The organism is Sphingomonas sp. CD22, assembly GCF_034556155.1.
GTDB lineage: Bacteria > Pseudomonadota > Alphaproteobacteria > Sphingomonadales > Sphingomonadaceae > Sphingomonas.
This window is the reverse complement of sequence record NZ_JAYDYX010000008.1, coordinates 133,134-152,579: the sequence shown is the minus strand read 5'-3', so window position 1 is coordinate 152,579 and position 19,446 is coordinate 133,134. Positions and strand designations below refer to the sequence as shown.

Below are 19,446 nucleotides of genomic sequence, written 5' to 3'. Positions count from 1 at the left end.
CCTTCAGGGGAGGGGTTTGGGGGAGGGGGAAGTCTCACCGAGACCGTCACCCGCATCCCTCACCCAATCTTACCCTACCGAGCCTTCGAGGCTGATCCCGAGCAGCTTCTGCGCCTCGACGGCGAACTCCATCGGCAATTGCTGCAGCACCTCGCGCGCGAAGCCGTTGACGATCAGCGCCACCGCCGCCTCCTGATCGAGCCCGCGGCTCATCGCGTAGAAGAGCTGGTCCTCGCTGATCTTCGAGGTCGTCGCCTCATGCTCGATCTGCGCCGAGGGGTTCTTCACCTCGATATACGGCACGGTATGCGCACCGCATTGGTCGCCGAGCAGCAGCGAATCGCACTGCGTGAAGTTGCGGACGTTCTCGGCGGTCGGCCCGACGCGCACCAGCCCGCGATAGGTATTGTCCGAGCGGCCCGCCGAAATCCCCTTCGACACGATCGTCGAGCGCGATCCCTTGCCCAGGTGGATCATCTTGGTGCCGGTATCGGCCTGCTGGCGGTTGTTGGTCACCGCGACCGAATAGAATTCGCCGACGCTGTTCTCGCCCGCCAGCACGCAGCTCGGATATTTCCAGGTGATCGCCGAACCGGTCTCGACCTGCGTCCACGACACCTTGCTGTTCCTGCCCTGACAGAGCGCGCGCTTGGTGACGAAATTGTAGATGCCGCCGACGCCATTCTCGTCGCCGGGATACCAATTCTGCACGGTCGAATATTTGATCTCGGCATCGTCGAGCGCGACCAGCTCGACCACCGCGGCGTGGAGCTGGTTCTCGTCGCGCATCGGCGCGGTGCAGCCTTCGAGATAGGAGACGTAGCTCCCCTTGTCGGCGACGATCAGCGTCCGCTCGAACTGCCCGGTATTCTCGGCATTGATCCGGAAATAGGTCGACAGCTCCATCGGGCAGCGCACGCCCTCGGGAATGTAGACGAAGGTGCCGTCCGAAAAGACCGCCGAATTGAGCGTCGCGAAGTAATTGTCGCGCTGCGGCACGACCTTGCCCAGCCATTTGCGGACGAGATCGGGATATTCGCGGATCGCCTCGCTGATCGAGCGGAAGATGACGCCCGCGGCCTCCAGCTCCTTGCGGAAGGTGGTGGCGACCGACACGCTGTCGAACACCGCATCCACCGCGACGCGGCGCTTGGGATTGCCCTCGGCGTCGAGATCCTCGACCCCGGCGAGCATCTTCTGCTCGGCGATGGGAATGCCGAGCTTCTCGTAGACGCGCAGGATCTCGGGATCGACCTCGTCCAGCGACCCCAATTTGGGCTTCGCCTTGGGCTCGGCGTAATAATATGCGTCCTGATAGTCGATCGGGGGCACGTTGAGCTTCGCCCAATCCGGCGCCGCCATCGTCTGCCACAGGCGGAACGCCTTCAGCCGCCAGTCGAGCATCCATTCGGGCTCGTTCTTCTTGGCGCTGATATAGCGAACCGTGTCCTCGCTCAGCCCCTTGGGCGCGAAGTCCTGTTCGATATCGGACGAAAAGCCCCATTCGTAGGTCTTGGAGACGGCCGCATAGGCCTCTGCGTTCTTGGTCGCCATGGTTACACCTGTTCGCCCGCAAGGACGGGAATGGGGCTGGAAATCGAATCGTGGATGGGCGCGCGCGACAGTCGGGCGAGCGAGACGCCGGCGAGCGCACCGCGCACCGCCTCGTTGACGATCCCCCAATGCGGCCGGACGAGGCAATTGCCCTCCAGCCCGCATTCGTGGCGACTGCCCTCGACGCAGGAGGTCATCTGGATCGGCCCTTCGACCGCCTCGATGATATCGGCGAGGCTGATCGCCGCCGCGGGGCGCGCGAGGCGGAAACCGCCGCCGGTGCCGCGCGTGCTCTCGATCAGGCCGGCGCTCGACAACCGGCTGACCAGCTTCTGCGCGGTCGGCAGCGGCACACCGGTCTCCTCGGCGAGCAGCGTCGCATTGAGCCGCGCCGCGCCGCCGCAATGGCGCGCGGCGGCCGACATCATTACGACCGCATAATCGGCAAGGCTGGAAAGTCGCATCGGCTCCGGTCGTGTTGTTGCGAGCGTTTCGCAAATCGGATCAATTCGATCCGATTGCGAGATAGGGTTTTGTGCGCTGCGGTCAAGCGGCGACGGTGGCAGGACGATGAGGCGCCTCCAAACTCCTCCCCCGCCAGGGGGAGGTGGCGCCGCGTAGCGGTGACGGAGGGGGAGGATACGGCGAAGGTCGCCGTATGCGGCAACGCCCCCTCCACCACGGCCTTCGGCCGCGGTCCCCCTCCCCCGCTAAAGCGAGGGAGGAATTTTGACGTTCGCCCGCACCGGTGCGATGGGCCACCCCATGTCTTACGCCCTCCGCCCCTTGCTCTTCGCCCTCGATGCCGAGCGCGCGCACGCGCTCACGCTCAAGGCGCTGGCGATGCGCGCGAAACTCCCCGCCCCCGCCGCCAAGACCAATCCGCGGCTCGCCACCCGCATCGGCGGCCTCGCCTTCGCCAATCCGCTCGGCGTCGCGGCGGGGCTCGACAAGGACGGCGTGGCGATCGAGGGGCTGTTCGGGCTCGGCTTCGGCGCGGTCGAGATCGGCACGCTCACCCCCCTGCCCCAGCCGGGCAATCCGAAGCCGCGCCTGTTCCGGCTGGTCGCCGATCGCGCGGTGATCAACCGGATGGGCTTCAACAACGGCGGCCTCGCCGCCGGGCTCGCCCGCGCGCGGACCGCGCAGCGCTGCACCGGCCGCCTGGGCATCAACGTCGGCGCCAACAAGGACGCGACCGACCGCGTCGCCGATTATGTCGCCGGCGTCTCCGCCGCGGCGCCGATCGCCGATTACGTCACGATCAACATCTCCTCGCCCAACACCCCCGGCCTGCGCGATCTCCAGCACGGTGCGGCGCTCGACGCGTTGCTCGCCGCCTGCACCGCGGCGCGTGGCACGACGCCGCTGTTCCTCAAGATCGCCCCCGATCTCGACGCCGCGGCGATCGACGGCATCGCCCGCGCTGCGATCGGCCACGGGCTCGACGCGATCATCATGGGCAATACGACGATCTCGCGTCCGCCGCTGCGTGGCCGGCACGCCGGCGAGGCCGGCGGCCTGTCGGGGGCGCCGCTCGCCACGCTCGCCCGGCAGCGCCTCGCCGACCTGCGCAGCGCCACCGGCGGCGGAATCGCGCTGATCGCCGCGGGCGGCATCGACAGCGGCGCCGAGGCCTATGCGCGGATCCGTGCCGGCGCGCGCGTCGTGCAGCTCTATTCGGCCTTGGTCTACGAAGGGCCGGGCCTCGCCCGCCGCATCCTCGCCGAACTCGACGCCTGCCTCGTCCGCGACGGTTTCGCCGACATCGCCGCCGCCGCCGTGGCGTAACGGCTTGCCCTCGGCGGACCAGCCGTTAGGCTTTGCGGCGATGAAGACCGGACTCGCGCTCGCCCTCGCCGCCGTCAGTGCCCCGGCGCTGGCCAAAGCTCCGTCACCCCAGGCGCCCGGGATGGTCAGCGCCGCCGATCCGCGCGCCGCGGCGGCGGGCGTCGAGATCCTGAAAGCGGGCGGCAGCGCCACCGATGCGGCGATCGCGACGATGCTCGCGCTCAACGTCGTCGAGCCGCAGAGTTCCGGCATCGGCGGCGGCAGCTTCTGGGTCAGCCATGCCGCCAGGACCGGCAAGGTCACCACGATCGACGCGCGCGAGGCCGCCCCCGCGGCCGCGACGCCGCGCTGGTTCTACGGCGCGGACGGCGTTGCCATGAGCCACGACGAGGCGGTACCGGGCGGGCGCAGCGTCGGCGTGCCCGGCGCGCTGCGCGGCATGGCGCTGGCGCATCGCCAGTCGGGCAAGCTGCCGTGGGCGCGCTTGTTCGCACCGGCGATCCGGCTGGCGCGCGACGGCTTCCAGGCGACGCCGCGGTTCCGCCATTCGATCGCATCCTACGGCGCCTATCTGACGCCGGCGGCGCGCACGTTGTTCACCGTCCCCGCCGACGGCATCGTCCGCAACCCCGCGCAGGCGGCGCTGCTCCAGCGGATCGCGAGACAGGGTCCCGACAGCTTCTACGTCGGTCCGCAGGCGGCGAAGCTCGTCGCGACCGTCAACGGCGCCGCGCGCAATCCGTCGAAGATGACCGCCGGCGATCTGGCGACCTACGATGCCAAGCCGCGCCCCGAAGTGTGCGTGCCCTACCGGACGTACCGGATCTGCGGCATGGGGCCGCCGTCGTCGGGCGGGATAACCGTGCTGATGATCCTCAAGCAGCTCGAACGCTTCGATATGGCGAAACTGGGCAAGGATTCGCCCGTCGCCTGGCATCTGTTCGCCGAAAGCTCGCGCCTCGCTTATGCCGATCGCAACCTCTACGTCGGCGACCCCGATTACGTCCGCGTACCGGTCGACGGCCTGCTCGACCCCGCCTATCTCGCCACGCGCTCCGCACTGATCGCGCCCGACCGGACGATGGCGAGCGTCGCCGCCGGCACGCCGCGCGGCGCGCCCGCGCGCACCCCCGCGCCGGTCAGCGAGGTCGCCGGCACCACCGACCTCGCCGTCGCCGACCGCGCCGGCAACGTCGTCGAGGTGACGACGACGGTCGAGGGGCCGTTCGGCTCGGGGCTGGTCGTCGACGGAACCGTGCTCAACAACGAACTGACCGACTTCGACATCGTGCCGGTGGATGCGGGCTATCTCGTCGCCAACCGCGTCGAGGGCGGCAAGCGGCCGCGCAGCTCGATGGCGCCGACGATCGTCTACGATGCCAGCGGCAAGGTCCGTCTGGCGGTCGGCGCGGCGGGCGGATCGACGATCATCGCGCAGATCGCCAAGGCGCTGGTCGGCGTGCTCGACTGGAACCTCTCGGCGCAGGACGCGATCGCGCTCGGCCTCGTCTACGCCCCCGGCCCGGTCGCGACGCTGGAGACCGGCACCGCCGCCGCCGCGCTGCAACCCGCGCTCGCCGCCTTGGGCGAGCGCACGCAGGTCGCGCCGCTCGGGCTCAAGGCGAATGCGATCGAATGGAAACGGGGCCGCTGGGTCGGCGCCGCCGATCCGCGCAGCGAGGGCGTCGCGATCGGCGAGGACGGCAGCGTCAGCGACCCCACCCGCATGGCGCCGGTCGCCAATCGCCCTTCGGAATGACGACGACGGCGGGCCGGTGAGTCCGGCCGCGACAGGAGAGACCATGGCCCTCGAGCGTTTTCCCAATCTCGTCACGATGTTCTTCGCGCGGGCGAAGGACCGCGGCGACGCCCCCTTCCTGTGGGCGAAGCGCGACGGCCGATGGGTCGCGACGAGCTGGGCCGAAGCGGCGCGACAGGTGGCGAGCCTCGCCGCCGGGCTGAAGGCGATCGGCATGAAGCCGGGCGACCGGGTGATGCTGGTCAGCGAGAACCGCCCCGAATGGTGTATCAGCGACCTCGCGATCATGGCGGCGGGCTGCGTCACCGTCCCCGCCTACATCACCAATACCGAACGCGACCACGCGCACATCATCGCCGATTCGGGCGCGTGCGGGATCATCGTCTCGACCGACAAGCTGGCGCGCACCGTGCTCACCGCGGTGCTGCGCTCCAACCAGGGGCAGATCGTCATCGGCATCGATCCGATGCGCGCGCCCTCGGCCAGCGTCGACTTCCACGACTGGCACGCGCTGATCGCCGACCATCCGACCGACCCCGCGGTCGCCGCGGCGGCGGCGACCTTCCAGCGCGGCGACCTCGCCTGCATCATCTACACCAGCGGCACCGGCGGCGCGCCGCGCGGGGTGATGCAGCATCACGGCGCGATCCTGCACAATTGCAACGGCTGCGCGACGGTCATCGCCGAGGATTTCGGCGCGGGGGACGAGGTGTTCCTGTCGTTCCTGCCGCTCAGCCACGCCTATGAACATACCGGCGGCCAGCATCTGCCGGTCTCGCTCGGCGGCCAGATCTATTATGCCGAGGGGCTCGACAAGCTCGCCGCCAATATCGAGGAGGTGCGCCCGACGATCATGTTCGTCGTGCCGCGCTTGTTCGAGGTGCTGCGCACGCGGATCAGCAAGGCGATCGAGAAACAGGGCGGCATGTCCGCCTATCTGCTGGCGAAGGCGCTCGACGTCGGCGCGAAGGCGAATGCGGGCACGCTGCGCCTCACCGACCGGCCCGCGCAATTGCTGGTGCGCACCCTGTTCAAGCCGAAGATCGCAAAGAAGTTCGGCGGCCGGATGAAGGCGATGGTGTCGGGCGGCGCGCCGCTCAACCCGGAGGTCGGGCTGTTCTTCCAGTCGCTCGGCGTCACCTTCCTGCAAGGCTATGGCCAGACCGAGGCGGCGCCGGTGATCTCGTGCAACCGGCCGAGCGCGGGCATCCGCATGGATTCGGTCGGCCCGCCGCTGGTCGATACCGAGGTGCGCATCGCCGAGGACGGCGAGATCCTGGTGCGCGGCGAGCTGGTGATGCACGGCTATTGGCGCAACGAGGCGGAAACCGCGCGCGTGCTCAAGGACGGCTGGCTGCACACCGGCGACATCGGCGAGATCGATGCGGCGGGCCGGATCGCGATCACCGACCGCAAGAAGGACCTCATCATCAACGACAAGGGCGACAATGTCGCGCCGCAGAAGGTCGAGGGGATGCTGACGCTGCAGCCGGAGATCGTGCAGGCGATGATCGCCGGCGACCGGCGGCCTTATATGGTCGCGCTGATCGTCCCCGACCCCGAATGGACCCAGGAATGGTGCGCCGCCAACGGCACCGCCTGCAAGTTCGAGCGGCTGGCCGAGAACAGCGAATATCGCACCGCGATCGGCCATGCGGTGGAGCGGGTGAACAAGGACCTGTCGGTCACCGAACGCATCCGCCGCTTCGTGCTGGCGGACGAGCCGTTCGGCATCGAGAACGAGCAACTGACGCCAAGCCTCAAGATCCGCCGCCACGTCATCCGCACCGTCTACGGCGAGCGTCTGGACGCACTGTATCGGGGGTGAGGTGGCAGGGTCGCGCGGCTCCCACCCTGTCCTCCCCCTCCGTCAGCGCTTCGCGCTGCCACCTCCCCCTGGCGGGGGAGGAATATAAAAGTCCTCCCTCGCTTTAGCGGGGGAGGGGGACCGCCCGGCGCAGCCGGGTGGTGGAGGGGGCGTTTCCACGGGCGGCGAGCTCCGCGAGGATGAGCCGCATCACCGCATCGAGGTCTTTCAACACGTCGCGCGCCAGTGACGCCAAGCCTCAAGATCCGCCGCAACGTGATCCGCACCGTCCACGGCGACCGGCTGGACGCAATGTATCGGGGGTGAGGTGACACAGGCGCGGCTCCCACCCTGTCCTCCCCCTCCGTCACGCCTTCGGCGCGCCACCTCCCCCTGGCGGGGGAGGAATAGACGGTCTCAAGTCCTCCCTCGCTTTAGCGGGGGAGGGGGACCGCCCGCGTCAGCGGGTGGTGGAGGGGGCGTTTCCACGAGCGGCCAACTCCGCGAGGATGAGCCGGATCACCGCATCGAGGTCTTTCAATACATCCCGCGCCGGTATCCGCAGCGTCCTGATCCCCCGCTCAGCCAACCATGCGTCGCGGCTCGCATCACGTTCCGGCCGGTCGCCACGATCATGCGCCTCACCATCCACCTCGATCACCAGCTTCGCCTTGGCGCAGTAGAAGTCGAGCACATACGGATCAGCGGGCGCCTGTTTGCGAAACCGCACCGGCAATCCCCGCAGCTCCCGCCACAACAGGACTTCGGGCAACGTCAACCGGCGGCGGAGCGCCCTCGCCTGTTCCCGGTTCCGTTTAGAGCCACCCAGCTCCACCCTGCCCCCCCTCCGTCACGCCTTCGCCGCGCCACCTCCCCCATACGGGGGAGGACTTCCATCACTTCCCCTTTCGCGGCAGCACCGCCAGCGTCCAGTCCTTTGCCGGCACCAGATATTTCGCCGCGGTCGCCTGCAGCACCTCGGGCGTCACGTCGCCGAAGTCGCGGCCCAGGCGGCGCGTCGCCTCCAGCCGGCGGTCGTCATACGCCCCGCCCGACAGCTCGCGCAGCCAGAACAGGCTGCTCGTCGCGGCGCGCGCATAGACCTGCTGCAACGGCCCCTTCACGCGCGCGAGTTCGTCGGCGCTGACCGGAGTCTTCGCCAGATCCGCCGCGATCTCGCGCGACAGGCGGAAGAACAGCGCGACATTGGCCGGTGCGACCTGGCTCACCGCCATCAGGCGGCCGCCGCCGGGCAGCCCCTTGGGCCAGTTGCTCGCGACGCCAGGGCTGTAGCTCGCCCCCGCCGCCTGCCGCATCCGCTCGAACAACCGGTCGCTGAACACCTGCGCCAGCACGTCGAGGCGGCGTGCTTCGGCGATGTCGGCGACCCCGGCGCCGGTCGGCCAGGCGATCACCGCGCTCGCCTGATTGTCGGGGCCGTTGTGGTAGCGCAGCACCGGCGTCGCGACATGCGCGGGGAAGCGCACCGGCGGGGCCGCCGCGGCGGGCGCGGTGCGCGGCGGGATCGCGCCGAGGCTCTTGGCGACCGCGGCGATCGCCTCGTCGGCCTTGACGTCGCCGAACACGTCGACCTCGATCGGGCCGCTGGCGAGCAGCGGCGACCAGAACGCCTGGAACGCCTTGGGGGTCAGCGCGTCGACCGCCTTGGCGTCGGGCGTCGCCCAGCGCGGATCGCCGGCATGCAGCAATCCTTCGAGATCGCGCGACAACACGCCGTCCGCCGACGAATCGTAACCGGGGATCGCGGTCAGCGCCGCCGATTTGGCGCGCGTCACCGGTGCCGGGTCCCAGCGCGGATGCGCGAGCTTGGCGGCGATCAGCGTCAGTTCGTCGGCATAATCCTTGGGGCTGCTCAGCGCGGCGATCGAGAAGGTGTCCTCGTCGATGCCGAAATCGAGGCCGAGCTGCCGCCCCGCGGTGAGCTGGTCGAGATCGTCCTGCCCCAGCGTGCCGATGCCGCTCTCCATCAGCGCGAGATCGCCCGCCCAGGCCGGGCTCGGCCGGTTGGCGGGCAGCGCATTATAGCCGTTGCCGAAGCGCACCCGCACGAACACGCGGCCGGTATCGTCGGGGTTGGCGAACACCAGCATGCGCACGCCATTGGCGAACACCACCTTTTCCGCCGGCAATCCGACGAGCGGCTCGCGCGACGCGACCGTGCCGGCCGCGCCCAGCGCGGGCAATTTGGTGAAGTCGACCGCCGCCTGGCTGGCGCGCTTGATCGTCAGCGTCGACACGTCCGCCTTGAGCGCGGCGGCGAGCTTCTCCGCCGTCCCCTTCTCCGCGGTGCGCGTGTTGACCAGCGCGCGGGTGGCATCGCCCTCGAACAGCTTCTTGGACGAGGCGAGCACCGCGGCGGGGTTGAACATCCCCTTCTGCTTGGCCTCGGTCAGGATCGCATAGCTGTTCTCGGGCGCGGTCACCGTCTCGCGGATGTCGAGCGCGCCGGCCATGTCGTCGGCCTGTTTGGCGCTCGCCTCGACCCGCGCGGTCTCGACGCTGTTGCGGATCGCGACCTCGTAATCGGCATATTCGCGGTCGATCTCGGCCTGCGTCGGCGCGCTGTTCTGCGCATCGGCGATCACCGCGCGCACGTCCTTCAGCGCCTGTTCCCACTGGTCGCCGACCGGCAGGATCAGCACCGACGTCATGTTCGCCGAGCGCGAGCGGTCGTCGAGGTCGACGCCCGCCTGCACGAAGCTCGCCCCCGCCCGCGCGCGCCGTTCCAGCCGGCGGCTGATCACCTTGGCGGCGATCGTGTCGACCATCCGCTTCTGGTTGAAGATCTTGGTATCGTCATTGTAATGCCAGGGGCGCACCACCCCCATCGTCACCAGCGGCGGCAGACCGGGTTCGACCATTGTCGCCGAGGTCGGCTTGCCGGGGTCGGGCTTGCCGAAATCGGGGTCGGCGGGATTGGGGCCATTGCCCTTCCAGCCGGCGAAATGGCGCGTCACCATCTGGCCGAGCGTCGCGGCATCCATGTCGCCCGAGATGATCACCACCGCCCGCTCGGGGCGGTACCAGCGATCGTGGAACGCCTTGATGCTCGCGCCGTTCGCCGCGTCGAGCGTCTCGACCGTGCCGATCGGCGAACGGTCGGCGAGCGGCTGGCCGGCGAAGAACAGCCGGTTCATCGCGTCCTGCAGCTTGACCTGCGGGCCGGGCTGTTCGCGCCGCTCGGCGAGCACGATCGGCCGCTCCGCCGACACCGCGGCGTCGGTCAGCGCCGGCGCGGCCATCATCCCCGACAGGATCTTCAGGCTCTCGTCGACGGTCTGGTCGGTCGCCGAGGGCAGGTCGAGCTTGTAGAGCGTCTGCGTCGGCGTGGTCGAGGCGTTGCTGTCCGAGCCGAAGGTCGCGCCGAACCGCTGCCACACCCGCTTCGCCTCGCCGTCGGGGACATATTCCGATCCGCGGAACGAGAGATGCTCGATGAAATGCGCATAGCCGCGCTCGCTGTCCTTTTCGTACAGCGAGCCCGCGTCGATGCGGACGCGGATCGACACCTGCCCCGGCGGGACGCCGTTCTTGCGCACCGCATAGCGCAGGCCGTTGGGCAAAGTGCCGAACACCCAGGCGGGATCGTGCGCGAGGTCGCTGCCCTTGTAGAGCCACGGCGTCGGATCGACCTTTACCGCGGCGCCGGTGGTCGTCGCGGCGGGGGCGGCGGGCGCCCTGACCTGGGCGATGGTCGCCGATGCGAGGGCGAGGACGAGTACGGGCGCGAACGCGCGGGGGAAGAACGCCATAGCCCCCATCTCTAGCGATTGCCGGGCAAGGCCGCCAGCGTGACCGTATCCTCCTCGTTTCGGTCATCATTTCGCCCCAGCCGGGGCCTAGCCGGGATCGCAGGGGCAGCCGGACCGCGCTGGGCGCGGCACGATTCGATGATGGTAAGCGTATGACGATCGGCACGAAGGACGCGGCGCCCGCAATGTGGCGAAACTCTGGCACGCCGCTGGCGGCGGAGCCCGGCCGGCCGCTGATCATCCACATCGGCAAGCATCTGCGTGGGCTCTTCGACCGGATGATCGCCGCCTCGTCGCTGGTCGCCAACGATCCGGTGCTCGACATGCGCCATTTCGGCTGGACCGCGCTGCTGCGCGACCAGTGGCACACGATCCGCGACGAGGCGGCGGCGGTGGCGCTGCAGGGCCAGCCGGCGCCGAGCCTCGCGACGATCTCCCCCGACCACCGGTCGATCGCCGAGGTCGACAAATGGCGCTCCTTCTTCTTGTGGGGCTATGGCTATCCGATCGAGGACAATCTGGCGCGCTGTCCGGCGACGCAGGCGCTGGTCGCGCGCATTCCGGGGCTCAACAGCGCCTTCTTCTCGATCCTCGCGCCCGGCACGCACATCCCGGCGCATCGCGGCGTCACCAAGGGGCTGATCACCTGCCACCTCGGCCTGTTCGTGCCGCGCGACGGCGACGTGCGGATGCGCGTCGGCGACCGCATCGTCCGCTGGGCGGAGGGCGAGACCCTGGTGTTCGACGACACCTACGACCACGAGGTGTGGAACGACAGCGCCGGCACGCGCGTGGTCCTGCTGGTCCAGTTCGCCCGGCCGCTGCGCAATCCCGGCAAGTGGATCGCGGACCTGTTCCTCGGCGTCGTGCGCCGCTCGCCCTTCGTGCAGGAGGCGCGCGCCAACATCCGCGCCTGGAACGCCGCGGTGAAGCAACTGGAAGTATGACCCTGTCCTCCCCCGCGCGGGGGAGGAATTGCGAGGCGGCGGAAACAATCCCTTTCCGCCGTTGCGCTTGATCCCCCGCCCCCCACGGTCCACATGACCCTCATGCTGATCGAGACCGAAACCACGCCCAACCCGGCGACGCTCAAGTTCCTGCCCGGCCGCATCGTCATGGATGCCGGCACGCGCGACTTCGCCACGCCCGAGGAGGCCGAGTCGAGCCCGCTCGCCGAGATGCTGTTCGCGCTGGGCGACGTCACCGGCGTCTTCTTCGGCCGCGACTTCGTGTCGGTCACCGCCGCGCCTGGCGTCGAATGGCACAGCCTCAAGCCCGACGTGCTCGCCATCCTGCTCGACCATTTCGCCGCCAACATGCCGCTGTTCCGCCAGGGCAGCGCGGGCTTCAGCGTACCGGTCGACGAGGCGGTGCTGACCGACGATCCCGCCGATGCCGACATCGTCGCGCAGATCCGCGAGCTGATCGACACCCGCGTCCGCCCCGCGGTGGCGAACGACGGCGGCGACATCGTCTATCGCGGCTTCGACAAGGGCAAGGTGTTCCTGCGCATGCAGGGCGCCTGCGCCGGCTGCCCGTCGTCGAGCGCGACGCTGAAGAGCGGCATCGAGCAGCTCCTCAAATATTACGTCCCCGAAGTCACCGAGGTGCGAGCCGTCTGATGTCCGAGCCCCTGACCGATACCGCGCTCGACCGCATCTTCCGCACCGCACGCAGCTTCAACAGCTACACCGACCGGCCGGTGGGCGAGGACCAGCTCCACGCGATCTGGGAGCTGATGAAATGGGGCCCGACCAGCGCCAATCAGTTGCCCGCGCGACTGGTCTGGTGCGTCAGCGACGCGGCGAAGGCGAAGCTCGCCGCCTGCGCCTCGGACACCAATCAGGGCAAGATCCTGAAGGCGCCGGTCAGCGTCATCATCGCCATGGACGTCGAATTCCACGAGAATCTGCCCGAGCTGTTCCCGCATGTCGACGCCAAGGCGTGGTTCGACGGCAGCACCGAATTGCGCACCGCCTCGGCCGTCCGCAATTCGACGCTGCAGGGCGCCTATTTCATCATCGCCGCGCGCGCGCTCGGGCTGGATACCGGGCCGATGTCGGGTTTCGACCAGGGCGCGGTCGACAAGGCGTTCTTCGCCGACCGGCCGGGCGTACGGACCAATTTCATCTCGACGCTGGGCTATGGCAATCCCGCCAGCCTCCACGACCGCCTGCCGCGGCCGGGCTTCGAACGGTTCAACACGATAGCATAAACCTAAGTCCTCTCCCGCCAGGGGCAGGGCTATCGGGTGTGCATTGGCACAGACATACCCCGTCATGCCGGACTTGATCCGGCATCCCGCTTCTTCGCACCGCCCGAAGAAGCGGGACCCCGGCGCAAGGCCGGGGTGACGGAGTGGCTTTGGAAACCCGTCCGGCTTACATAGACGCGCATATGCGATAGCCCTCCCCCGCCAAGGGGAGTTGGCCGGCCGGAGGCCCGACGGAGGGGGAGGATACGACGACGTTGATCGTATGCGGCGACGCCCCCCTTCCCCGCTACGCGAGGGAGGAATTGCGCCGAATCTCGTGCTTGTCCCCCGCGCCCGTGTGTCGCAAAGCATTCCAAACATGACCGACGCTTCTTCCCGCATCCTCGTCATCGATACCGCGACCGCCGCCTGCTCGGTCGCGCTGATCGAGGCCGGCGAGGTCATCGCCGCCCAGCATCGCGAGGTCGGCCGCGGCCACGCCGAGCAATTGCTGCCGATGATCGCCGATCTGCCCGACGGCGGCCGCGCCGCGCACATCATGGTCGATGTCGGCCCGGGCAGCTTTACCGGCCTGCGCGTCGGCATCGCCGCCGCCCGCGGCCTCGCGCTCGGCTGGGACGCCACCGTCGCGGGCTATTCCAGCCTGTCGCTGATCGCCGCCGCCGATTTCGCCGCCGGCCGCCGCGGCGAGATCGCGGTGATGCTGGAAGGCGGCCATGGCGAGGTGTTCGTCCAGTCCTTCGCCGCCGGCCCCGTCGCGCTCGACGCGCTCGCCTCGTCGAAGCCCGAAGCGGCGATCGCCGCGCTCGGCGATCGCTACCCCGTCGGCAACGGCATACGCTGGCTGCAACAGGTCGCGCCCGATCTCGCCGGCCGCCCCGCCCTGCCCGACGCGGCCGACGCGCTGCTGCTGCCCGAGGCGCTCGCGACGCTGCCGCCGCGCCCGCTCTACGGCCGCGCGCCCGACGCCAAGCTGCCCGGCGGAAGGACGCCCGGCTGATGGCGACCCGGCAGGTGCTGCTGCGCACCGGCGACGCGCGCGACGTCGCCGCGGTCGACGCGCTGATGACCGCGGCGTTCGAACCGCGCTTCGGCGAGGCGTGGACGCGCAACCAGTGCCTCGGCGTGCTGGCGATGCCCGGCGTCCGGCTGACGCTCGCTTATGTCGACGACACCGCCGCCGGCTTCGCGATGGTGCGCAGCGTCGCCGACGAGGCGGAATTGCTGCTGCTCGCGGTCGATCCCGCCTGGCGCCGCCGCGGCATCGCCCGCGCCCTGCTCCGCGGCGTCATCGCGGAGGCGCAGGCGAACGGCATCGCCGACCTGCATCTCGAGGTGCGTGAGGGCAATGACGCGGTCTGCCTCTACACCGAACAGGGCTTCGCCAAGGTCGGCGAGCGGCGCAATTACTATCGCGGCAAGACCGGTCAGGCGTTCGACGCGCACACCTATCGCCGCGCGATCTGACCATCTGCTTTTTGCGAGTCGGTTTCGCTTTTCGCAACAAGCCACCTGCACTACATAAGGGATATGCCCCGCAAGATCGATCTCGAAGCCCTGTGCAACCAGAAGGGCCTGCGTATCACCGAACAGCGCCGCGTCATCGCGCGCGTGCTGTCCGAAGCCGAGGACCATCCCGACGTCGAGAAGGTCTATGAGCGCGCCTCGGCGATCGATCCGGGCATCTCGATCGCCACCGTCTATCGCACGGTGCGCCTGTTCGAGGAGGCGGGCATCCTCGACCGCCACGATTTCGGCGACGGCCGCGCCCGCTACGAGCCTTCGCCCGAGGCGCATCACGACCATCTGATCGACGTCGAAACCGGCAAGGTCATCGAGTTCGTCGATCCCGAGCTGGAACAGCTGCAAAAGGCGATCGCCGAAAAGCTCGGCTTCCGCCTCGTCGACCACCGCATGGAATTGTACGGCGTCAGCCTCGACCGCAAGGTGTGATTCTGGCGGTCGTTGCGTGACCAGGGCGGGATCGACGTTCGGAATGCGCAACAAATTCCTCCCCCGCCAGGGCAGGGCTATCGCATATGACGTTCCACGCAATGTTCCACGCAACGATGGGTACGTGACCTTTCGCGAGGTTGGCATTTTCCAATTGAGCTGCGGGCCTCCGGCGCACGATCGCAACTCAAAAATTCCATATGCGATTACCCTGCCCGCCAGGGGGAGGTGGCGCGGCGAAGCCGTGACGGAGGGGGAGGTAAGCGATGTCTTGTGTTGCGTGTCCTCCCCCTCCGTCATGCCTTCGGCATGCCACCTCCCCCTGGCGGGGGAGGAATTTGCGCGAATGTTGATCGGCCCTGGCAGAACGGCCTTCCGAGCCACCTGTCACTCGTCACATCAATCACACTCAGCGGCAGGCATGAGCGCAATCGATCACCCAGAAAGGTCCGTCACCCCGGACCCGTTCGAAGCCTCCGCGAAAGTCGGTCCGTGACACACCAGGCGTGTACCCCGGCGGAGGCCGGGGCCCAGTTGGGTGAAGGTTCGTAATGACGTACAACGGCTTTCCCAACTGGGCCCCGGCCTTCGCCGGGGTACATCGGTTGTTCTGCAAAGGTCCTGGCCCGTTCCGGGGTTCACCGGGCTGCCGCCGGGCCGTCTCCCTTCAAGCCATCCTCCTCGCTGCCAAATGGACCCCGGGAAAAGCCCCGGATGACGAAGCGGTCGTGACACCGGCAATACCCCGATCGCGATGATCCCCAATCTCCGCCTCGCGGCGCGCCTGCTCGCGCTCGTCGTCGCCCTCCTCGGCGGGCTCGCGCTGCACGGCGTCTGGCGGCTGTTCCGGCGGCGCTCGCCCTGGCCGCGGCGCTTCCTCGGGCTGGTCGCAGGGATCGTCGGGGCGCGGGTGCGCGTCGTCGGCACGCCGCTCGCCACCGACGTGGTGTTCCTCAGCAACCATCTCAGCTGGATCGACATCCTCGCCATCGCCGGTGCCACCGGCAGCGCCTTCGTCGCCAAGGGCGAGTTGCGCGGCGTGCCGCTGGTCGGCTGGCTGTGCACGCTCAACCGCACCCTCTTCGTCAGCCGCGACGACCGGTTGCAGGTGACCGCCCAGATCGCGCAGCTCCGCGCCGCGATCGGCGCCGGCGGGTCGGTGACCGTCTTCCCCGAAGGCACCACCGGCGACGGCGTCACCCTGTTGCCGTTCAAGGCGGCGCTGCTCGCCGCGCTCGACCCGCCGCCGCCGGGTGTGCGCGTCCAGCCGATCCGGGTCGATTACGGGGCGGCGACGCCCGAACTCGCCTGGGTGGGCGACGAGCCCGGCGGTGCGCATGCGCTGCGCGTGCTGCGCCGGCGGGGGCGCTTCCCGGTGACGCTCCACCTGCTCGCGCCGTTCGATCCCGCCGCGGCGGGCAATCGCAAGGCGATCGCCACGCGGGCACGGGCGGCGATCGAAGACGCCGCCTGAACCCGCCGCGGCGTCAATGCACGCCGGCGCCGAACGTATAGCTCAACGCCAACCCGGCCGACGGCTGGCTGCGCGAACCGAAGGCGCGCACCACCGGCGAGCGGCCGGGATCGCCGACCAGCCGGTCGTATTTGGCATAGGCCGATACGCCCCAATGCGGGGTCAGCTGACGCAAGGCGCCCGCGGTCGCGCCCACCGCCTGCACGCCGCCGTCCGCCTTGAACGCCGGCAGCCCGGCGAAGGCCGCATCCGCAGCGGCGACGCCGAAATAGGCGCGATTGTAGCGGGCGCCCGCCAGCGTGACCCGCGGTCCGATCGAAAACAGCCAGCGGTCGGCGTCGCGCGCGATATAATCCGCGCCCACCACGCCGATCAGCCCCTTGTGACCGCCCAGCCCCTGCCGCGCCTCGACCCGCAGCCGGAACGCGTCGCTCACCGCATATTGGACGAAGCCGCCCAGTTCGAAGGTGGCGCCGACGCCCGGCAGCCGTCCGCCGACGTCGCGGCTGCGCCGCCGCCCCTCGAACCCGATCGCCGGCCCGAACTGGAACCGGTCGCCGCGCAATATGGGAAAGCCCGCGCTTTCGTCGGGCGCTTCGAAGGCGAAGGGCGTGTCGCCACGCGTCCGCGACACGTCGACGAACGGCCGCAGCGCGATCGAATCGGACCCCGGATAGCGCGGCACCAGTTGCGGCCCCAGCCCCACCCGCGTGCGCCGTGGCGCATCGGCGTCGGCGTCCTGCGCCATGGCGGTCGTGGCGCCGCAGCCGGTGGCGATCAGCAGGGTGAGGGCGAAGCGCGTCATCATCGTCATGACCCGACCGTACAGCGTTTCGGCGGAATGGCGAGCCGCATGCCACCGTCCGATGGCTGCAACATTGCCTCACATTAAGGGCGATCGGGCACAGAATTGGCCAAGTCTAGGCAAGCGAGGAACGGCTTTGACCGGCAGTCGTTGGGCAGCTTGATTCAAGGAGATAGACATGCGCAAGATATTGATCTGTATCAGTACGATCGCCCTCGCCGCGACATCTGCGGGTGCGCTGGCACAGGACGCCGGCACGATGACCCCGACCCAGGTCGGCGCGACCCCGCTCGCCGGAACGCCGGCGCAGAACTACGTCACCTGGGCGGCCGATGGCGACATGTACGAAATCCAGTCGAGCAAGATCGCGCTCACCAAGGCGAAGAGCCAGGCGACCAAGGATTTCGCGCGCGAGATGATCGCCGATCACATGCAGACCACCAAGTCGCTGATGGCGGCGCTGCCCAAGACCGAGCCCAAGGTCGCCAAGCCCGGCAAGGCGCTGTCCGAACCCAATGCGGCGAAGATCGCGGCGCTGAAATCGGCACCCGCCGACGGCTTCGACGCGCTCTACATGCAGCAGCAGGCCGAGGCGCATAAGACCGCCTGGGCCCTCCACAAGGGCTATGCCACCGACGGCCAGGACCCCGCGCTCCGCCAGGTCGCGACCAGCGCGGTGCCGATCATCGAAAAGCACCTCGCCCACGCCCAGGGCGCCGCCGCCGGCACGATGTAACCAATTCCTCCCCCGCCGGGGGGGGCAGCCGCCGGAACACTGTAAATTCCTCCCCCGCCAGGGGGAGGTGGCAGCGCAAAGCGCTGACGGAGGGGGAGGATGGGGCGGAACCCGATAATCGCGCTCCCACCCCTCCTCCCTCCACCATTCGGCTGACGCCAAACGCCCCCCGCCCGGCCGAGGAACAGGTTACCCGCTGGCGACCACCCCCCACATCCTGTATGCGCGCCGGCATGACTCCCGCGGACAAACCCGAAGCCCCGCCCAAGACCTTCCACGTCAAGTCGTTCGGCTGCCAGATGAACGTCTACGACGGCGAGCGCATGGCCGAACTGATGGCCGCGGACGGGATGACCGCGACCGACGATCCCGATGCCGCCGATCTGGTCGTGCTCAACACCTGCCACATCCGCGATCGCGCCACCGAGAAGGTCTATTCGGACATCGGCCGGCTGCGCAAGAACGCCCGGCTCAACGCGCGCACCGCGCCGATGATCGCGGTCGCCGGCTGCGTCGCGCAGGCGGAGGGCGACGAGATCGTCCGTCGCGCCAAGGTCGACGTCGTCGTCGGCCCGCAGGCTTACCACAACCTTCCCGCCTTGGTCGCGAGCGCCGCCGCCGGCACCCCCAGCCTCGACACCGACATGCCGTTGCTGTCGAAGTTCGGCGCCCTGCCCGCGCGCCGCCGCGCCGGCCCCTCCGCCTTTCTCACCGTGCAGGAAGGCTGCGACAAATTCTGCACCTATTGCGTCGTGCCCTATACGCGCGGTGCCGAGGTCAGCCGCCCCTTCGCGGCGATCGTCGACGAGGCCAGGGCGCTGGTCGACGCCGGCGCGCGCGAGATCACGCTGCTCGGGCAGAACGTCAACGCCTGGGACGATGACGGGCGCGGGCTGCACGACCTGATCCGCGTGCTCGACCGCATCCCCGGCGTCGCCCGCCTCCGCTACACGACCAGCCACCCCAACGACATGCGCCAGGGCCTGATCGACGCGCACGGCGACGTCGAAAGCCTGATGCCCTTCCTCCATCTGCCGGTGCAGGCGGGCAGCGATCGCATCCTCAAGGCGATGAACCGCAACCACGACACCGCCTCCTATCTGCGCCTGCTCGACCGGGTGCGCGCGGTGCGCCCCGATATCGCGCTGTCGGGCGACTTCATCGTCGGCTTTCCCGGTGAAACCGACGCGGAATTCGCCGAAACCCTGCGACTCGTCGAGGCGGTCGGATATGCCCAAGCCTACTCCTTCAAATACAGCCCCCGCCCCGGCACCCCCGCCGCCGACATGGCCGGCGCGATCCCCGATGCGGTGATGGACGAGCGGCTGCAACAGCTGCAGGCGGCGCTCGGCCGCGATCAGCAGGCGTTCAACCAGGCGAGCGTCGGCCGCAACTGCGAGGTGCTGGTCGAACGCCGCGGCAAGCTCCCCGGCCAGATGCTCGGCAAGTCGCCGTGGCTGCAATCGGTTCATCTGATCACCGATGCGGCGATCGGCGACATGGTGTCGGTCGACCTGCTCTCCGCCGGCCCGGTGTCGATGGCGGGCGCGGAACGGGTACGCGCGGCGGCCTGATCGAC

Annotated in this window: 17 protein-coding genes; 12 read left to right on the top strand and 5 right to left on the bottom strand. The window is 69.2% G+C overall.

The window, feature by feature from the left end; translation table 11 throughout:
* Window positions 1-69: 69 nt before the first annotated feature.
* A complete protein-coding gene (sufB, locus tag SFC76_RS16135) occupies window positions 70-1,554 on the bottom strand; it encodes a Fe-S cluster assembly protein SufB (protein ID WP_038661488.1) in 1,485 nt (494 codons plus the stop codon).
* Between the two features lie 2 nt (window positions 1,555-1,556).
* Window positions 1,557-2,018 (bottom strand): SUF system Fe-S cluster assembly regulator, encoded by a 462-nt coding sequence (locus SFC76_RS16130; RefSeq protein ID WP_322850424.1) that lies wholly within the window; start codon window positions 2,016-2,018, stop codon window positions 1,557-1,559.
* 301 nt (window positions 2,019-2,319) lie between these two features.
* Between SFC76_RS16130 and SFC76_RS16125 the strand changes: the two genes are divergently transcribed.
* Genes SFC76_RS16125 through SFC76_RS16115 form a run of 3 tightly spaced genes read left to right on the top strand, consistent with a single transcriptional unit; the run spans window position 2,320 to window position 6,932 of the window.
* Window positions 2,320-3,345 carry a quinone-dependent dihydroorotate dehydrogenase gene (locus SFC76_RS16125; RefSeq protein ID WP_322850423.1) on the top strand — a complete coding sequence of 342 codons (1,026 nt, stop codon included), beginning with the start codon at window positions 2,320-2,322 and terminating at the stop codon, window positions 3,343-3,345.
* 40 nt (window positions 3,346-3,385) lie between these two features.
* Window positions 3,386-5,104, top strand: coding sequence for a gamma-glutamyltransferase (ggt, locus tag SFC76_RS16120; protein WP_416222436.1), 1,719 nt, complete (start codon window positions 3,386-3,388; stop codon window positions 5,102-5,104).
* Window positions 5,105-5,147: 43 nt separating this feature from the next.
* On the top strand, window positions 5,148-6,932 hold the full coding sequence (locus tag SFC76_RS16115) for an AMP-dependent synthetase/ligase (RefSeq protein ID WP_322850422.1): 1,785 nt from the start codon (window positions 5,148-5,150) through the stop codon (window positions 6,930-6,932).
* 439 nt (window positions 6,933-7,371) lie between these two features.
* Here SFC76_RS16115 and SFC76_RS16110 read toward each other — a convergent pair whose 3' ends face one another.
* The gene (locus SFC76_RS16110) at window positions 7,372-7,683 is read right to left on the bottom strand and encodes an endonuclease domain-containing protein (RefSeq protein WP_322850421.1); all 312 of its coding nucleotides are present in this window, start codon (window positions 7,681-7,683) and stop codon (window positions 7,372-7,374) included.
* Between the two features lie 124 nt (window positions 7,684-7,807).
* Complete coding sequence (locus tag SFC76_RS16105; RefSeq protein ID WP_322850420.1) at window positions 7,808-10,684, bottom strand: M16 family metallopeptidase; 2,877 nt, start codon at window positions 10,682-10,684, stop codon at window positions 7,808-7,810.
* A 152-nt stretch (window positions 10,685-10,836) separates the two neighbouring features.
* Between SFC76_RS16105 and SFC76_RS16100 the strand changes: the two genes are divergently transcribed.
* The 7 genes from SFC76_RS16100 (at window position 10,837) to SFC76_RS16070 (ending at window position 16,326) form a co-directional block, all read left to right on the top strand.
* On the top strand, window positions 10,837-11,631 hold the full coding sequence (locus SFC76_RS16100; RefSeq protein ID WP_322850419.1) for an aspartyl/asparaginyl beta-hydroxylase domain-containing protein: 795 nt from the start codon (window positions 10,837-10,839) through the stop codon (window positions 11,629-11,631).
* Window positions 11,632-11,733: 102 nt separating this feature from the next.
* The gene (locus SFC76_RS16095) at window positions 11,734-12,306 is read left to right on the top strand and encodes a NifU family protein (protein WP_322850465.1); all 573 of its coding nucleotides are present in this window, start codon (window positions 11,734-11,736) and stop codon (window positions 12,304-12,306) included.
* Window positions 12,306-12,899 (top strand): malonic semialdehyde reductase, encoded by a 594-nt coding sequence (locus SFC76_RS16090; protein WP_322850418.1) that lies wholly within the window; start codon window positions 12,306-12,308, stop codon window positions 12,897-12,899. Before SFC76_RS16095 ends, SFC76_RS16090 begins: the two co-directional genes overlap by 1 nt.
* Window positions 12,900-13,257: 358 nt before the next feature.
* Window positions 13,258-13,899: a tRNA (adenosine(37)-N6)-threonylcarbamoyltransferase complex dimerization subunit type 1 TsaB gene (tsaB, locus tag SFC76_RS16085; protein ID WP_322850417.1), complete on the top strand. Its 642-nt coding sequence runs from the start codon at window positions 13,258-13,260 to the stop codon at window positions 13,897-13,899.
* Window positions 13,899-14,366: a GNAT family N-acetyltransferase gene (locus SFC76_RS16080; RefSeq protein WP_322850416.1), complete on the top strand. Its 468-nt coding sequence runs from the start codon at window positions 13,899-13,901 to the stop codon at window positions 14,364-14,366. The genes tsaB and SFC76_RS16080 overlap by 1 nt, the downstream gene beginning before the upstream one ends.
* A 63-nt stretch (window positions 14,367-14,429) precedes the next feature.
* The gene (locus tag SFC76_RS16075; RefSeq protein ID WP_037534772.1) at window positions 14,430-14,852 is read left to right on the top strand and encodes a Fur family transcriptional regulator; all 423 of its coding nucleotides are present in this window, start codon (window positions 14,430-14,432) and stop codon (window positions 14,850-14,852) included.
* A 754-nt stretch (window positions 14,853-15,606) separates the two neighbouring features.
* Window positions 15,607-16,326 (top strand): lysophospholipid acyltransferase family protein, encoded by a 720-nt coding sequence (locus tag SFC76_RS16070; protein WP_322850415.1) that lies wholly within the window; start codon window positions 15,607-15,609, stop codon window positions 16,324-16,326.
* Window positions 16,327-16,339: 13 nt separating this feature from the next.
* Here SFC76_RS16070 and SFC76_RS16065 read toward each other — a convergent pair whose 3' ends face one another.
* Complete coding sequence (locus tag SFC76_RS16065; RefSeq protein ID WP_322850414.1) at window positions 16,340-17,140, bottom strand: MipA/OmpV family protein; 801 nt, start codon at window positions 17,138-17,140, stop codon at window positions 16,340-16,342.
* Window positions 17,141-17,309: 169 nt separating this feature from the next.
* Between SFC76_RS16065 and SFC76_RS16060 the strand changes: the two genes are divergently transcribed.
* Both SFC76_RS16060 and miaB read left to right on the top strand, forming a co-directional pair.
* Window positions 17,310-17,867, top strand: coding sequence for a DUF4142 domain-containing protein (locus SFC76_RS16060; protein ID WP_322850413.1), 558 nt, complete (start codon window positions 17,310-17,312; stop codon window positions 17,865-17,867).
* 233 nt (window positions 17,868-18,100) lie between these two features.
* On the top strand, window positions 18,101-19,441 hold the full coding sequence (miaB, locus tag SFC76_RS16055; RefSeq protein WP_416222435.1) for a tRNA (N6-isopentenyl adenosine(37)-C2)-methylthiotransferase MiaB: 1,341 nt from the start codon (window positions 18,101-18,103) through the stop codon (window positions 19,439-19,441).
* The last annotated feature ends 5 nt before the right edge of the window (window positions 19,442-19,446 follow it).

Excerpts from the sequence above, each read along its gene's own strand:
- sufB (WP_038661488.1), bottom strand. The coding sequence starts at position 1,554 with ATGGCGACCAAGAACGCAGAGGCCTATGCGGCCGTCTCCAAGACCTAC.
- SFC76_RS16130 (WP_322850424.1), bottom strand. The coding sequence starts at position 2,018 with ATGCGACTTTCCAGCCTTGCCGATTATGCGGTCGTAATGATGTCGGCC.
- SFC76_RS16125 (WP_322850423.1), top strand. The coding sequence starts at position 2,320 with ATGTCTTACGCCCTCCGCCCCTTGCTCTTCGCCCTCGATGCCGAGCGC.
- ggt (WP_416222436.1), top strand. The coding sequence starts at position 3,386 with ATGAAGACCGGACTCGCGCTCGCCCTCGCCGCCGTCAGTGCCCCGGCG.
- SFC76_RS16115 (WP_322850422.1), top strand. The coding sequence starts at position 5,148 with ATGGCCCTCGAGCGTTTTCCCAATCTCGTCACGATGTTCTTCGCGCGG.
- SFC76_RS16105 (WP_322850420.1), bottom strand. The coding sequence starts at position 10,684 with ATGGCGTTCTTCCCCCGCGCGTTCGCGCCCGTACTCGTCCTCGCCCTC.
- SFC76_RS16100 (WP_322850419.1), top strand. The coding sequence starts at position 10,837 with ATGACGATCGGCACGAAGGACGCGGCGCCCGCAATGTGGCGAAACTCT.
- SFC76_RS16095 (WP_322850465.1), top strand. The coding sequence starts at position 11,734 with ATGCTGATCGAGACCGAAACCACGCCCAACCCGGCGACGCTCAAGTTC.
- SFC76_RS16090 (WP_322850418.1), top strand. The coding sequence starts at position 12,306 with ATGTCCGAGCCCCTGACCGATACCGCGCTCGACCGCATCTTCCGCACC.
- tsaB (WP_322850417.1), top strand. The coding sequence starts at position 13,258 with ATGACCGACGCTTCTTCCCGCATCCTCGTCATCGATACCGCGACCGCC.
- SFC76_RS16080 (WP_322850416.1), top strand. The coding sequence starts at position 13,899 with ATGGCGACCCGGCAGGTGCTGCTGCGCACCGGCGACGCGCGCGACGTC.
- SFC76_RS16075 (WP_037534772.1), top strand. The coding sequence starts at position 14,430 with ATGCCCCGCAAGATCGATCTCGAAGCCCTGTGCAACCAGAAGGGCCTG.
- SFC76_RS16070 (WP_322850415.1), top strand. The coding sequence starts at position 15,607 with ATGATCCCCAATCTCCGCCTCGCGGCGCGCCTGCTCGCGCTCGTCGTC.
- SFC76_RS16065 (WP_322850414.1), bottom strand. The coding sequence starts at position 17,140 with ATGACGATGATGACGCGCTTCGCCCTCACCCTGCTGATCGCCACCGGC.
- SFC76_RS16060 (WP_322850413.1), top strand. The coding sequence starts at position 17,310 with ATGCGCAAGATATTGATCTGTATCAGTACGATCGCCCTCGCCGCGACA.
- miaB (WP_416222435.1), top strand. The coding sequence starts at position 18,101 with ATGACTCCCGCGGACAAACCCGAAGCCCCGCCCAAGACCTTCCACGTC.